Genomic DNA, 13,534 nt, shown 5'->3' with positions numbered 1-13,534 from the left:
GATTGGGTTGCCATTGGGGTATCCCTTGCATGCGACGCTCCGGCCGGCCCCGGGGGCGGCCACGATCGCTTCGCGCGGAGGTTGGTCCGGGCCGCCCCGGTGGGCGGTCCGGACGACGATCTTCCGGGGCTCAGCGGGCGCCCTGCTTCAGCCCCGCCATCGTCTGCTCGACATTCGAGGAGTCGACGATCGCCGGGCCGGTGAGGATCGGGTTGGTCGGCACCTGGGTGCCGAAGGCCGCGTGCGAGAACAGCACCGACGTGGCAAGGAAGCCCTGGAGATAAGGCTGCTGGTCGATCGCGAACATCTGGTCGCCGTGCGCGATGCGGTCGAGGATGGTCTGGTTCATGTCGAACCCGCCGAGTTTCACCCGGCCGGTCGCGCCCGCCTGCATGATGCCGTTCGCCGCCGCGTCGGCGTCGGCCTGGCTGACCGTCACGATGCCGTCCACGGCCGGATCCTTCAGCAGCGCCGCCTTGATCGCCTCGGCGACCGCCGTCGGGTTGCCGAAGGAGGTCGCGGGCAGCGGCAGCTGCTTCGCCGCGCCGCCGCCGTCGCTCATGCCCTTGATCACCCCCGCGCAGCGCGCCTCGAGATTGGCCGCGCCCGGAACCGTGTTCACGCAGATCACGTTCGTTGCACCGTGCTCGGCGAGATACTTGCCGCCCGCCTGGCCGGCGAGGCTCTCGTCGCTGCCGATGTAGTTGATCGCGCCGAGCTCGTTTGCCTTGTCGACGCCGCCCGAGTTGTAGAGCATGACCGGTATGCCCGCCGAGACAGCGGCCTTGATCGCCTCGTCCTCGGATTCCGGAACCCAGTTCGGAACCGCGATGCCGTTGGCGCCCTGGCTGATCGCCGTGCGCACGAGATTGCCCGCGTCCGCGCCGATGTTGTCGTAGGTCTGCAGCTGCAGGAAGCTGACCGAGCCGCCGTTCTGGCTCACCGCGAGCCCGGCGTCGTCCACGCCCTTCTTGATCACGGCGAAGAACGGATCGTCCGCCTTGCCGCCCACGACGAAGATCTTCGCCCCTTCCGCCGCCATGGCGGCCGTGGCCGCGCCCAGCGCGGCGGTGGTCATCAGCGCGGCGGCGATGCGCTTTGTCAGTGTCATTCCCGGTCTCCTCCATGTTGCTCGCCCGTCGTCCGCGGTTACCGCGGCGACGGCTTGTCATGCGCGCCGGTCGCCCGCGCCGATCCGGTCGCGAGCAGGCGCCTTCCTGTCGGGATGTTGTCTGCCGATGCCCGGCACCGCGGCCTCGGCCGCTTCTCCGGAACATCTTCCCCCCCGATCATTGCGTCGTCGATTCTGTTGGTGAGTTGATATGTATCATGGTGTGTGCCACGATCATATCTGACAGAAAGCTTCTAAAGCAAAATGTATCATTCATCTTATGATACATGAGACGAAGCGGAACGGAGGCGCGGATGGAACGACCAACGATCGCGGGACTGGCTCAGGCGGCGGGCGTGAGCGTGGCGACCGTGAACCGGGTTCTCGCCGGTTCCGCCTCGGTCCGGCCGGCGACGCTCCAGCGCGTACGGGACGCCGCCCAGGAGATCGGCTATCACGGCCTCGGTGCGATCGAGGACCGGCGGCGGAAGACCCTGCCCCGCTATCGCCTCGGCTTTCTGCTCCAGCAGTCCAGCCGGGAGCTCTACAGGCTCTTCGGCCGCGAGATCGAGGCGGCGGCGGCGGCGCGGCGGGACGCCGAGATCGAGGCGGAGCTGGAATTCGTCGACGATCTCGGCCCGGAGAACATCGCGGCCCGGCTGCTGGCCATGGGCGGCCGCTGCGACGCCACCGCCGTGATCGCCGGGGACCATCCGCTGATCGGCCAGGCGATCCAGGCGCTGAAGGCGCGCGGCAGCCCCGTGATCGCCTATATCACCGATCAGTCCGCGCCCGAGCGGGCGGGATACGTCGGCACCGACAACTGGAAGCTCGGCCGCGCCGCCGCCTGGTTCATCGCCCAGACCACATGCCGCCCGGGCCGGGTCCAGGTCTTCATCGGCAACCACCGCTACCAGTGCCAGGACATCTCGGAAGCGAGCTTCCGCTCCTACATGCGCGAGCATGCGCGCCACCTCGTCGTCGACGAGACGCTGCCGACGCACGAGGAACCGCGCGAGGCCTACCTGCTGGTCTCGCGGCTGCTCGCGGAGGCGGAGGATCTGGTCGGGATCTACGTGGCCGGCGGCGGGATCTCCGGCGTGCTCCAGGCGCTGCGCGAGGCGCCCGAACGCGCCCCGGTCCGGATCGTCTGCCGCGACATCGGCCCGGAGACGCGCCGTGGCCTCGCCGAGGGGCTGATCACGGCCGCCCTCTGCCACCCGCTCGGCCGCACCTCCGACCAGCTCGTCCAGACCATGATCGAGGCCATCCGCCAAGGCGAGACGAATGTCGTCCTTCAACGCTCGATCCCCTTCGAGATCGTGATCCCCGAAACCCTGTGACCCCCCGGCGTCCCCGGCGATCGCAGTGGAAGGCGTTGGATCTCGCGGGGATGGACCTCGCACCGCCGAGTTTCGCCGTACGTCGCTATGAATTTTTCGCCAGCAGAGTGCCGCCCGAGCCGAGTTTGCTGAACTCCTTCTTTCTGGAGGATCTGGCGCGGGCGCGAGAGTTGGCGCGGACCGGTCAGTTGCCACAGATGGGGTGATTGGGGCCGCTCTCATCACCGGCGTGGTGGCTGCTCCAAGCTTGATGATGGAACGTGGTCCGCGGTGACGGCCACAGGCATCGAGACGGAGCAGCCATGAAGTATTATGCCGGGATGGACGTTTCCCTGGAAGAGACGGCGATCCGCATCGTCGACGAGACGGGCGCGATCATGAAGGGGATGCGGGCTGCCAGCGAGCCCGAGACGCTGGCGGACGCCCTGTCCGCCGCGGGGCTGCTCGCTGACGCCGTGGCTCCATGACAGCCCGCGCGCGGCCGGTTAGCCGGCGCCGTGCATCGAGACGCGGCAGGCGAACGCGGCGATGAAGACCATGCCAGACAAGACTGATCGCAACGACGCCCGCGCGCTGGCGCGGATCATGCGGACCGGCTGGTTTCGCCAGGTCCACGTGAAGTCGCACCAGTCCCGGCTGTGGCGGTCGCTGCTCGTGGCGCGGCGCACGATCCTCAATGAAATGCGCAGCATCGAGAACGTGGCGCGGGCGGTGCTGCGCCAGGCGGGCCTGAAACTCGGTCGGCCCGCCCGGGCCCGGTTCGAAGGACGCGTGCATGACCTAGCTGGCGATGACGAGGCCGTCATGGCCATCGTCGCGCCCCTGCTGGCGGTGCCGCGCACGATGCGGACGCAGCTGGACGCCTTGACGCGCCAGGTTCTGGCCGTCGTCCGCGACGAGGCGACCTGCCGCCGGCTGATGACCGTTCCGGGCGTCGGGCCGATCACCGCGCTCGCCTTCCGTGCCACCGTCGACGAGCCGAGCCGCTTCGCGAAGTCCCGCGCCATCGGCGCCCACCTGGGGCTGACGCCGGCGCGATACCAGTCGGGTGAGACTGACATCCAGGGCAGGATCAGCCGCCGCGGCGACGAGCTCGCGCACCGCGCTTTACGAAGCGGCCCACACCCCGCTGGTGCGCAGCACGAAATGGTCCAGCCTGCGCGCCTGGGGGGATGGAAGTGGCCGGCCGCCGTGGCATGGCCCGCGCCCGCGTCGCCGTGGCTCGAAAGCTCGGCGTCATTCCGCATCGCATGTGGTGCGACGACGCTGACTTCCGCTTCGGCCACGACCTCGCCGCCGCATGAGGCTGACAAGAAGGAGACCGAAGGAAAACTCCGACAGGCGCGTCCGACCACGCGACCGAGATCGTTCCCATGGGGACGATGGGCGCGGCGATCTCGTTGAGAGTCTCGACCGCGGCGACCCATGTCGCCGACGCCGTGACACAGTTTGGGACGCCGTGCTCTCCTGACTCATCATGCGTCGGCCCCGCGCCGACCGCGAAGAGAAGCGCGAGACCCATGGGCGCGATGACCGAAGAAGGACAGAGAAGAGAAGTCCGGAGCAGCTTGACCCCACCAACCCCAATCCGAGAGGCTCTCGGTTTTTGCCGTGCCTGGACGGAAGGCGAGATCAGCTCCACTCATGAAAAGGGCTACCTAGCCCCCGAGGGCGGCGGCGCCCCGATCCGCTCGCCCTCCCCCGCCCGACAGGCGCCGCTCCACCCTTGCGGCTGGCCGAAGGGCCAGTCTATAAGGGCGCGGCGCGGGTGTAGCTCAATGGTAGAGCAGCAGCCTTCCAAGCTGAATACGTGGGTTCGATTCCCATCACCCGCTCCACCATTGTTTTTACAAGAGAAAACGAGGATCGGGGCTCCGGGACCAGGCGCCGCCCGAGTCGGAGCCCCGTCCGTGGTCCAAGTCCGTTATGTCGAGCGGCGCGGCGACGCCTTCGTGTGGCGTCGCCGCCCGACCGTTAGCAGGTCGCTGAAATAGTCGGCCTCGACCTCGGATGCGGAACATGATTCACCCCTCGCCACGGCGAGAGGGGGATCACGATGCGGGGCACGGACGAGACGAGCGGGTCGCTTTTCAGCTATGTCGACCTTGAAGACCGCATCCCGACCAAGCATCCCCTGCGCAAGATCCGGCAGGTGGTCAACGAAGCCCTCACCAGCCTCGATACCGATTTCGAGGGGCTTTACGTCAACTTCGGCCGCCCCTCGATCGCGCCGGAACGGCTGATCCGGGCCAGCCTTTTGCAGATTCTGTTCTCGATCCGCTCGGAACGCCAGTTGATGGAGCAGATGGATTACAACCTGCTGTTTCGCTGGTTCGTCGGGCTGGGCATCGATGACGCCGTCTGGGAGCCGACAGTCTTCACGAAGAACCGCGACCGGCTGATGAGCACCGAGATGTCGCGCAAGATCATGGCCGCGATCTTGGCGCATCGCGAGGTCGCGCCGCTGCTCTCGGACGACCATTTCTCGGTCGATGGCACCCTGGTCAAGGCCTGGGCCTCGATGAAGAGCTTCCGACCAAAGGTCGCACCGCCCGAGGCCGATGGTCCCGATGACGGACCGGGCGACGAGGACCCCGGCGCTCCGCCGCCGCCAAACCCCGCCCCCGATGCGGCGACCGAAGCCGAGAATGATCCGATGCCCTGCGCCACCCACCAGAACCGCAATGCCGAAGTTGACTTCCGGGGCGTGAGGCGCTCGAACGCGACGCATGCCTCGATCACCGACCCCGAGGCGCGACTTTACAAGAAATCCCCCGGCACCGGCGCCATGCTGTGCTTCATCGGTCATGCGCTGATGGAAAACCGGTCCGGCCTGATCGTGCAGGGCGAGCTGACCCGGGCCGATGGCCATGCCGAACGGCAAGCCGCGCTCGACATGATCCACCGCCATTCGCCGGGTTCGACACGGCGCCTGACGCTGGGCGCCGACAAGGGCTATGACGCCGCCGAATTCGTCCGCTATCTGCGCGGGGCCTGCGTCACGCCCCATGTCGCGCAAAAAGCCCGACATTCTGCCATCGACCGCCGCACCACCCGCCACGACGGCTACGCCCTCTCGCTGAAACATCGTAAACGGATCGAGGAGGCTTTCGGTTGGGCCAAGACGGTCGGGGGGATGGCGCAGACGATGTATCGCGGCCTTGATCGGGAGCGGTCGCGGTTCATCCTGACGATGGCCGCCAACAACCTGGCACGACTGCCGAGGCTGCTCGCCGCCTGAGGCCGAAGAGCGACGGCCCGAAAGAGCACGCCACCGCAGAAATCCTCGCAAACGCAAGATCCTCCCCTCGGCCGACTATTTCAGCGGCCTTCTAAGAGGCCACCTTAATGGGCCAGCATGGACCAGTCCCCATGCAAGCCTTTGTAATAAAATGATTTTATAGGCAGGAGATCGTGGCGGTGAATCTAAACTTGCTTGCAGAGACCCTCACGACACTGAGCTATGGGACTCGGATGCAAAACCCCGGAACCATGTCTATGGAATGGCCCATATCGGACAGCGGACATGGTTCCGGCAATCTTCGCCGGCTAAGCCCGGGCCCCCTCATGACGGATCTTTGACACGATATCCTCGGCACGCAGATGGGTATACCGGAAGAGCATCCTAGGGTCTCGGTGACCACTTATCAAAGCAACCTCAGGAACGCTCAGACCCATTTCAAAGAACCGGCTTACCGCCTCGTGGCGTAGGTCGTGGAACCGGAGGTCTTGTATTTCTGGGATATTCTTTGATGCCGCCGACTTGCACCGTTCCCAGCATAGACGGAATGCATTCGCTGAGATCGGGAATACCAAGGCATCCACGGTTTGCTCCTCCCGGTCAGCAAGCAGTTCAACAGCCTTGGCCGTCAATGGAATGCGCCTGGGATGACCGTTCTTCGTTTCGCGTATGAGCAGCGTTCCCGTGGCGAAGCTGATATCACGCCATAGCAGGCTCAGGAGCTCTCCCCTTCGCATGCCGGTCTCGACCGCGAGCAGGATGCCGGTTCTCAGCCACTGGTTCCGGTTCGCCTCGCATGCCTTCATCAGCGCGTCCAGTTCGCCCGGCATCAACCGACGCTCTCGCGCGTCCGGTGCTCTCGGCTTCCGGACTTTTGCCACCGGGTTCTCAGCCATGGGCATGTCCCACTCCAACCGAGCCGTTTCGAAAATGGTTCTGAGCAAGCCGAGGTCTCGTATCACAGTGCCTGCGCGGACCGTGCGCAGCCGCTCATCACGGTATCGGCTGAAGATCTGTGGCGTCGCCTTGGACAGCGGTGCATCGGCCCATGGCTGGCGAAGGAAGCCGTCAAGCCGCTTGTTCTCCGAGGCATGGCCGCGCTTCGATCCCGTGACCTCCCCGCGGTACCGTTCCAGCACCTCCCGCATCGTGGTGCGTTCCAGTATGCGAGGATCGAACGCGATCACCGTGGCGTCCAGTTCCGCCTCGACTTGCCGCGCCCACTTCTCCGCGTCTCGCTTGGTCAGGAACGATCTGGACCGTGGCGCATGACCGTTCCGGCGCACCTGCGCCTGCCACTTCCCGTTGCGATTCCGAATGGTTGCCACGCCGAAAACTCCCTCACTGTGACCAGGGTGTGACAAGCTGGTTTGAGGGAGCTTTTCGGAGCCGTGTCGATCCAAGTTAAACCCTTGTGGATCAACAGTTTTCTAGTGGCGCACCTCGAAGGAGAAAGTTCGAACACTCTTTTCGAGGTGCTGGATGAGTGGGAGCGCCATCTCGCGCAGTTAGACCCTAAGGGTCTGCGGTGCGGCCATGACGACCCTTCGCCATGAATTCAATGAGATAGCGGCGAGGAAGTCCGGGAAGGACCGCTATCCCGCGCCGTTCTCCCTGCGCCTGTCGCATGAAGAGCGCGCGCGGCTTGTGGCCGAAGCGGGCCGGAAGTCGCTGGGCGAACATATCCGCTATCGCCTGTTCGGTCAGAATGCCGAACGGCGCAAACGCCCGGGCAACAGCCCCGTCAAGGATCAGGAAGCCCTTGGCCGGGTGCTTGGCGCTCTCGGCAAGTCCCGCCTGTCGTCGAACCTGAACCAGCTCGCGAAGGCCGTGAACACAGGCTCGCTTCCGGTCACGCCGGAAACCGAAGCCGATCTCCGGCAAGCCTGCCGCGACGTTGCAGCGATCCGCGCTGACCTTCTGCGCGCGCTCGGCAGTTCGCCGGAGGACGGGCCGTGATCCTGAAAGCCGCAGAACGCGGGGACGCGCCGCAGCTTGCCCGCTATCTGCTCTCGATGCGCGATAACGAGCATGTCGAGCTGCATGAGGTGCGCGGCTTTTCCAGCGACGATCTGCACGGCGCGTTCAGCGAGGCGGACGCCATCGCCAAGGGAACGCGCTGCGAGAAGTATCTCTTCTCGATCAGCCTGAACCCGCCCCAGGGCGAAAACGTCGGTATCGACGCTTTCGAGCTGGCGATTGCCGACATCGAGCGCAAGCTCGGCCTGGATCAGCAGCCGCGCGCCATTGTCTTCCACGAGAAGGACGGGCGGCGTCATGCCCATGTCGTCTGGTCCCGGATCGACTCGGAACGAATGCGGGCGATCAACCTGCCTCACTTCAAGATCAAGCTGCGGGACGTGTCCCGCCAGCTCTACCTGCAGTATGGCTGGGACATGCCACGCGGGTTGCAGGATCGCAGCCTGCGCGATCCGCTGAACTTCACGCGCGAGGAATGGCAGCAGGCCAAGCGGGCCGGGCTGGACCCTCGCGAGATCAAGACCGTCATCCAGCAATGCTGGAAGACTTCGGACAACAAGGCTTCATTCAAACGGGCGCTCAGGGAGCGCGGCTTCTGGCTCGCCAGGGGCGACCGGAGGGGCTTCGTCGCCGTCGATTACCGGGGGGAGGTCTATTCCCTCTCCCGCTATGCGGCGGCGAAGTCCAAGGACATCGAAGCAAGGCTCGGCGATCCGGCGACGCTGCGCAGCGTCGATGAGATCAAGGCCGAGATTGCTGGCGGCATGACGCGCAAGCTCGAATCCTACATTCAGGAAGTCGAGCGCGACGCGAAACAGCGGCTTGCCGTTGCCGCCTTCCGGAAAACCGAGATCACTGCCCGCCATCAGGATGAGCGAAAGACGCTGGCGGCGGCGCAGGAGCGCCGCTGGCAGACGGAGAGCAAAGAACGGGCGCAGCGCCTGCCGAAGGGTTTTTCCGGCATCTGGCATCGCCTGACTGGGCGCTATGCCAAGATCAAAGAACAGAACGAACTGGAAACCCTGCAAGCGTGGCGGCGCGACCGCGCCGAGAAGGATTCGCTGATCTTCAACCAGCTCGAAGAGCGGCAAGGCTTCCAGCAAGAAATTCGCGCACAGCGCGCGATGGCGCAGGAAGACCTGCTCCAGCTCCGCAGCGATATCGAACGCTATCGCGGGTTCGGTGCGGAAGACGAAAAGCCTGAAAGAGCGCGCGAGCGCGACAAGGAAGCAGAATCCCAGTCGCGCAAGCGTTCCGAGCGGCAGCGCCGCAGACGCAGCTTCGATCCGTGAATAAGAAAAGCGGTGCTGCACGAAACCTAAGCTGAGTGTGCAATTACTGCTTTAACAGATGGTGTTGCTCCATCTTTGCGATCACTTCTTCTTTGTATTCGGCGTTCTGCTCTTCCGTGCCTTCATTGTACAGCGCGATAGCGTCAGCTAAATTCCAGGAATTCATCAAATTTTCACGCAAAAGCCAGCCTGTTACGCCTATGTTAGTGCACGCATCATCGCGCACCCATTCCCATGCTGTACTTCCACTAACTTCCCATTCATTTGCCAGCTCTGGCACTCGTGATGAATTTATCTTCATGAGCCCTAGCTCATAAGTACCGTTGGCCTGTGGCCCGTATTCTCCCCCAATCTCCCCCCTCTTCGTTTCATAGATTCCATACAGAACGGCTGGAGGCAGGCCATAGGTGTCACCAACCATGAAAATGCACGCAGCCAATATCTTGTCGGAGGGTTGAGATTCAAGCGACACTTCCCCTGAAAGGTGTGGTGAATCGGTGCGCCCACTGTTCATATCTGCGGACTCATCTATGCACCCTGATATAATAATCATAGTGATAATCTGTAGAATAACTCTCACCATAAAGGTTCCCTCAACGGGGATTCTTCTGACGCATTTGCATCAAGATATCCAAACCGCTTCATGGTCCTTATCTCTTCTATGCGCTCACTTTCCGACATCTTCTTTTGAATTGCTCTTGCCTGATTTAGAATTTGCTCCAACAGCGCTAAGGATTCCGGATTGTTCGGAATAGCAAACTCGCCCCTGGGGCAGGCGAATAAAAGGGCCACTTCACCGACATGAATGGTGGCCTCCTCAAAGGCCTTTCCTCGCCTAAAAGTGCTTGATGTGGTCCTCAGCCAATGATTGGGGCACTCCAAAATATTCCACCGCAACCTCCAATAGCCGTCCGCTAGTTCGCTGAAGCTTGTCCAGCTCGGAAATTTCTCGCCTATTTGGGTCATGGGGTACAAACACCACCGTAGTGCGCACACTGTCCCATCGCGGTGAAATGGAAGCATTGCTGATAGGCATTGATCGCAGGATTGAAGACACACGGGGTCGAGTTCATGGGCGGCGGCGGCAAAGGCTGAGCCTGCGCTGAAAGCATTTGCATCCCAAATTGTCTATAAGCTGCCGCCTGCTCTGGCGTCTGGGCGCACGATGCCAAGCAAAGTCCAACCAACGCCGCCAACAAACTCCAAATAGCAAGACGCCTCATGTAATACTCCTATATAAATGTCGTATTCAAAATCATCGTAGCAGTTGTGAATTTATATTATGGCTTTGCGTGCCAAACAACTCAAAATACATTTCGGAAATATGTAATATATTTTTACGTACTAAGTCACTTCACTCCAGATAAATCTGGCCAATACAATTGAAAGAAGTCGCAGCACCTCTTTGATGTGTGCTGCGAGCAGCAGAAAAATTCGCGGCTGGCCGGACCATCCGCATTCGGCTGACAACGCGCGCGTCGCCAGCTCCTTCCGGCGATATTCCGTTTCTGGATCACCCTGCGCTGCTCTTCCGGCGCTCGGGGGCGGGAACGGCCCGTCCTGCGTCCCTGCCGATTAATCCCGTTTCAATCCATCTGTGCTGTCTGCGATGACCGCCGCGAACCGCTGCGCGTTTCCCTTGCGCCCTTCCTTTCGCGGATCAAGCCGACGCCTGAACCATCAGCGCCTTTGCTGGGCCGATGATGTGTGTGCGGGGCCGAAAGGCCCTGAATGGTTCGGGGCCTCCTTGAAGCAAAAGGAGGACACGATGAAACTCGTTTCACGCTTCGAAGCGGCATCTTGCAGCACCGCTGAATTGCACGGTCTGCTCGGCGAGGCGCTGCGCGCCTTTGCCGTCGCCCCGCGCGGCTCGCAGGAGAGGCGCGATGTGCTGGAGTCGATCCGCAATATCGAGAACGAGCTGGCGATCCGCCCGCCTTGTTTCTAAGCCTTCACGCGGGTGGCCGGACGGCCAGCCGCGAATTTTTCTGCCTGGAGAACGGCAAAGGATCGAGGCCCGCCGACTAGCGGGCCTCCCGAACCTTCACCAAAAGACTTTCGAATTCGTCCCGGTCGATCAGGCGCGCGCCTGATCCCGCCCAGAAATCGGGGGTGACGTCATCGCGCAGCAGGAAGCTGTCGCTCTTGCGGTCGTAGAGTTCGCACCGCTCCGGCAGCTTTTCCTCGTCGAGGTAAAGCTTGCCGGGCGTTCCCGCAAAATCGAAATAGGCGAGCGGCATTTTTCAGCTCTTCGGCATTCAGTCTAACAGCCGCAGGCCGTGCGGCCTATGGGAATCGCCGCTTACGCGGCGGCTCCTTTTGTCGCCTCGGTCTGGAAGCCGTGCAGGTAGTCGGCGGCGCGCTGTGCATGCGCGGCGGCGCTGAAGATCGCCCGCCTGTCCTGCTTCAGCACTTTCAGCCAGCTCTGGATATAGGCCGCATGCTCCGCTCTCGGCTCCGGGGTCAGAGCAAGGTCGGCGCAAAGGAACGCCGCGCCAATCTCGGCGACCAGCTCTTCCCTCGCATAGCCTTCATCGCCCCATTGCCTGCGCCCGAAGTCACGGTCGAGCCTTTTCGGGTGCTTCGTCCAGTGGGTCAGCTCGTGCGCCAAGGTCGCATAGTAAGCTTTCGGGCTGCGGAAACACTCGAAAACAGGCATCTGAACATGGTCGGTTCCGCCGCTGTAGTAAGCCTGATTTCCACCATGCCGGATTTCCGCTCCGGTCGCAGCAAAGAAGTCCTCGGCGTAGCCGATCCGCGTTGCCGGGTCGATGACTGGCTCGGGCTTGACGTAGTAGTGCGCGGGTAGCCCGTCGATCTGCTCGACATTGAAGACGGTGTAGGCCTTCATGAACGGGATCGCGTGTTCTTCCTCGGTCCCGTCCTCCAGCTCTTCCGTTCGGGTGATGGTGTTCGCATAGACGACCGGGTTGCCGCGCTCGCCCTTGCGGACAAATGCGCCAAGCTCTTTCGCCTGCTTGAACGTCATCCAGTACGGGGAGCAAAACCCGCCTTCCAGCGCCGCGCCCCACAACATCAGGACGTTGATCCCGCTATAGGCCATGCCGTTATGGCGCAGCGGCTTGACGATCCGCCCGTCCATGTTTCCGGCGGACCACGGCTTGAGCCATGTCAGCTCGCCCTGCTCCAGGTCTGCGATTATCTTGTCGGTGACTTTCTGATAGATGTCGGTTTTCATTGGCTTTCTTCCTTCCTAGTTTGCCGGTTGCGCATGCAACCGGGACTAGGCCCGCGCCAATGAGCGGGGGGAGGCCGTCAAGATCGTGGGCCTCGGAGGTGGTGCGGGCGCAGCCCCGGACTTGATCCGGGGCGAGCCACGGCTCCGAGGTTCACGCCCGAAGGGCTTGGTCTTGACGGGTGATGGGACCGCAGGTCCCCAGAAAAAGAGAAGAAGGTGTCAGCCCGCCAGGGCTGCCAAAGGATTAGCGCAAGGGATGGAAGCCGGATGGCCGCGACCGCCGCAGGCGGGCGCGGTTCACGACAGCCCGATCCGGCCAAATGGCCGGATGCGCACAGATAAAGACGTGAGCTTGGATTACTGCTGGGGCCAGGAAGCGCGTGAGCGACCTAGGCGGCGAATGATGGCCTGGGTGCTCCCCTCTTCGAATCTCGCAGTGAGAACGCTTGGTGCACGGTCAAGCATTGTACGCCGGAGCATGAGAACTGGCTCGAAATCCGGGGTCAGAACCCTGACGGAGCTATCCACGTCGTCAACCTCCACCCTGTGGGGCCGCCCTGGAACCGGATCGATCCGCTTCGTCACCGGATCGACATTGCGCCGCCACTCCTGTGCCGTCCAAAGCTGGCTGACGCGATTGAGCATCTCAGCACGAAACGCGGCCCAGATCGCAGCGGTCTCCGGAGTCGGCCAGGCTCGGGAGTCCGTCAGCGCGGCGACCTCATTGCCTTCCAGCCAAGAAGACAGATCGTCTGTATCGAGAATGACAGGATTCTGGTCATTGACGGCGGCTATCGCTGCTGCTCGTGATGGAAGCCCCGCCCGCACAAGCATCGCCATCGTGTACCGGGGCAGACCTGTCTCGAGACAGGCGGCGGCGGTTCCGGCGATGATCTCCGGCTGCCAGCCGAGCGCCACCCGCCGTGTGCGAAGGGCTTCAAGCGCCCAGACCAGCCGGTAGGTGAACACGTCCTCAATGAAGCGCATGTTGTCCGGCCCGATCTCGCGCACCGGCATACCGGAAAGCCACGCGGCGAGAATTCCGCGCCAGTCAGGCGGAAGCGGATCGTCCGGCACGAAGGGCCGAATGGCGAGCAGCCGCTCCGCGAGCGCGGTGAGGGACGCGAGGAGCACCTCGGCGTTGCCTGGCAGCGCTGCCTCGTCGGCCTGATCGAGCAGAACCGCAAGTTCGTCCGCCATCGCGTCGAGCGTCAGCCCGGCCTCAAGGCCAACTCCCATGGCGAAGTGTCCGCGCCGTTGATTGGCGGTAGTCTGAGAGCCGGACCCGAAATGAGTTGAGCGATATCATAGGGTTGTGATTCACGTCGGTTTGCGAAGACTGACGGAGATCCGATGCCCTGGACTGAT

General features: G+C 63.1%; 11 protein-coding genes, 1 tRNA gene and 1 pseudogene. 7 read left to right on the top strand and 6 right to left on the bottom strand.

Annotation, left to right across the window (positions count from 1 at the left end; genetic code table 11):
* Positions 1 to 130: 130 nt before the first annotated feature.
* A complete protein-coding gene (locus FJM51_RS22130; RefSeq protein WP_140456291.1) occupies positions 131 to 1,111 on the bottom strand; it encodes a sugar ABC transporter substrate-binding protein in 981 nt (326 codons plus the stop codon).
* A 314-nt stretch (positions 1,112 to 1,425) separates the two neighbouring features.
* On the opposite strand from FJM51_RS22130, the gene FJM51_RS22125 reads away from it, so the two are divergent.
* From FJM51_RS22125 to FJM51_RS22110, 4 genes and pseudogenes are all read left to right on the top strand, one after another.
* Positions 1,426 to 2,454 carry a LacI family DNA-binding transcriptional regulator gene (locus FJM51_RS22125; protein ID WP_140456290.1) on the top strand — a complete coding sequence of 343 codons (1,029 nt, stop codon included), beginning with the start codon at positions 1,426 to 1,428 and terminating at the stop codon, positions 2,452 to 2,454.
* 302 nt (positions 2,455 to 2,756) lie between these two features.
* Positions 2,757 to 3,758, top strand: a pseudogene (locus FJM51_RS22120) (IS110 family RNA-guided transposase).
* Positions 3,759 to 4,218: 460 nt separating this feature from the next.
* Positions 4,219 to 4,292: transfer RNA gene (locus FJM51_RS22115), tRNA-Gly, on the top strand.
* 218 nt (positions 4,293 to 4,510) lie between these two features.
* Positions 4,511 to 5,695 (top strand): IS5 family transposase, encoded by a 1,185-nt coding sequence (locus tag FJM51_RS22110; RefSeq protein ID WP_140456289.1) that lies wholly within the window; start codon positions 4,511 to 4,513, stop codon positions 5,693 to 5,695.
* 308 nt (positions 5,696 to 6,003) lie between these two features.
* Here FJM51_RS22110 and FJM51_RS22105 read toward each other — a convergent pair whose 3' ends face one another.
* Entirely contained in the window at positions 6,004 to 7,023 is a 1,020-nt protein-coding gene (locus FJM51_RS22105; protein ID WP_140456288.1) for a site-specific integrase, read from the bottom strand.
* 208 nt (positions 7,024 to 7,231) lie between these two features.
* Between FJM51_RS22105 and FJM51_RS22100 the strand changes: the two genes are divergently transcribed.
* Both FJM51_RS22100 and FJM51_RS22095 read left to right on the top strand, forming a co-directional pair.
* Positions 7,232 to 7,654: a hypothetical protein gene (locus tag FJM51_RS22100; RefSeq protein ID WP_140456287.1), complete on the top strand. Its 423-nt coding sequence runs from the start codon at positions 7,232 to 7,234 to the stop codon at positions 7,652 to 7,654.
* On the top strand, positions 7,651 to 8,967 hold the full coding sequence (locus FJM51_RS22095; RefSeq protein ID WP_140456286.1) for a relaxase/mobilization nuclease domain-containing protein: 1,317 nt from the start codon (positions 7,651 to 7,653) through the stop codon (positions 8,965 to 8,967). Before FJM51_RS22100 ends, FJM51_RS22095 begins: the two co-directional genes overlap by 4 nt.
* Positions 8,968 to 9,010: 43 nt before the next feature.
* On the opposite strand, the gene FJM51_RS22090 is transcribed toward FJM51_RS22095, so the two are convergent.
* A complete protein-coding gene (locus FJM51_RS22090; RefSeq protein WP_210240389.1) occupies positions 9,011 to 9,481 on the bottom strand; it encodes a lytic transglycosylase domain-containing protein in 471 nt (156 codons plus the stop codon).
* Between the two features lie 1,254 nt (positions 9,482 to 10,735).
* Between FJM51_RS22090 and FJM51_RS22085 the strand changes: the two genes are divergently transcribed.
* Positions 10,736 to 10,915: a hypothetical protein gene (locus FJM51_RS22085; protein ID WP_140456285.1), complete on the top strand. Its 180-nt coding sequence runs from the start codon at positions 10,736 to 10,738 to the stop codon at positions 10,913 to 10,915.
* 76 nt (positions 10,916 to 10,991) lie between these two features.
* Here FJM51_RS22085 and FJM51_RS22080 read toward each other — a convergent pair whose 3' ends face one another.
* The 3 genes from FJM51_RS22080 to FJM51_RS22070 form a co-directional block, all read right to left on the bottom strand.
* Positions 10,992 to 11,207: a hypothetical protein gene (locus FJM51_RS22080; RefSeq protein WP_140456284.1), complete on the bottom strand. Its 216-nt coding sequence runs from the start codon at positions 11,205 to 11,207 to the stop codon at positions 10,992 to 10,994.
* A gap of 62 nt (positions 11,208 to 11,269) precedes the next feature.
* Positions 11,270 to 12,166: an ArdC family protein gene (locus FJM51_RS22075; RefSeq protein WP_140456283.1), complete on the bottom strand. Its 897-nt coding sequence runs from the start codon at positions 12,164 to 12,166 to the stop codon at positions 11,270 to 11,272.
* Positions 12,167 to 12,523: 357 nt separating this feature from the next.
* Complete coding sequence (locus tag FJM51_RS22070; RefSeq protein ID WP_140456282.1) at positions 12,524 to 13,405, bottom strand: hypothetical protein; 882 nt, start codon at positions 13,403 to 13,405, stop codon at positions 12,524 to 12,526.
* Between the last annotated feature and the right edge of the window lie 129 nt (positions 13,406 to 13,534).

The organism is Amaricoccus solimangrovi (assembly GCF_006385685.1).
GTDB lineage: Bacteria > Pseudomonadota > Alphaproteobacteria > Rhodobacterales > Rhodobacteraceae > Amaricoccus > Amaricoccus solimangrovi.
Note: the sequence above shows the minus strand (reverse complement) of the source record. Positions and strands in the feature narration are given on the sequence as shown.

Excerpts from the sequence above, each read along its gene's own strand:
- FJM51_RS22130 (WP_140456291.1), bottom strand. The coding sequence starts at position 1,111 with ATGACACTGACAAAGCGCATCGCCGCCGCGCTGATGACCACCGCCGCG.
- FJM51_RS22125 (WP_140456290.1), top strand. The coding sequence starts at position 1,426 with ATGGAACGACCAACGATCGCGGGACTGGCTCAGGCGGCGGGCGTGAGC.
- FJM51_RS22110 (WP_140456289.1), top strand. The coding sequence starts at position 4,511 with ATGCGGGGCACGGACGAGACGAGCGGGTCGCTTTTCAGCTATGTCGAC.
- FJM51_RS22100 (WP_140456287.1), top strand. The coding sequence starts at position 7,232 with ATGACGACCCTTCGCCATGAATTCAATGAGATAGCGGCGAGGAAGTCC.
- FJM51_RS22090 (WP_210240389.1), bottom strand. The coding sequence starts at position 9,481 with ATGAACAGTGGGCGCACCGATTCACCACACCTTTCAGGGGAAGTGTCG.
- FJM51_RS22085 (WP_140456285.1), top strand. The coding sequence starts at position 10,736 with ATGAAACTCGTTTCACGCTTCGAAGCGGCATCTTGCAGCACCGCTGAA.
- FJM51_RS22080 (WP_140456284.1), bottom strand. The coding sequence starts at position 11,207 with ATGCCGCTCGCCTATTTCGATTTTGCGGGAACGCCCGGCAAGCTTTAC.
- FJM51_RS22075 (WP_140456283.1), bottom strand. The coding sequence starts at position 12,166 with ATGAAAACCGACATCTATCAGAAAGTCACCGACAAGATAATCGCAGAC.
- FJM51_RS22070 (WP_140456282.1), bottom strand. The coding sequence starts at position 13,405 with ATGGGAGTTGGCCTTGAGGCCGGGCTGACGCTCGACGCGATGGCGGAC.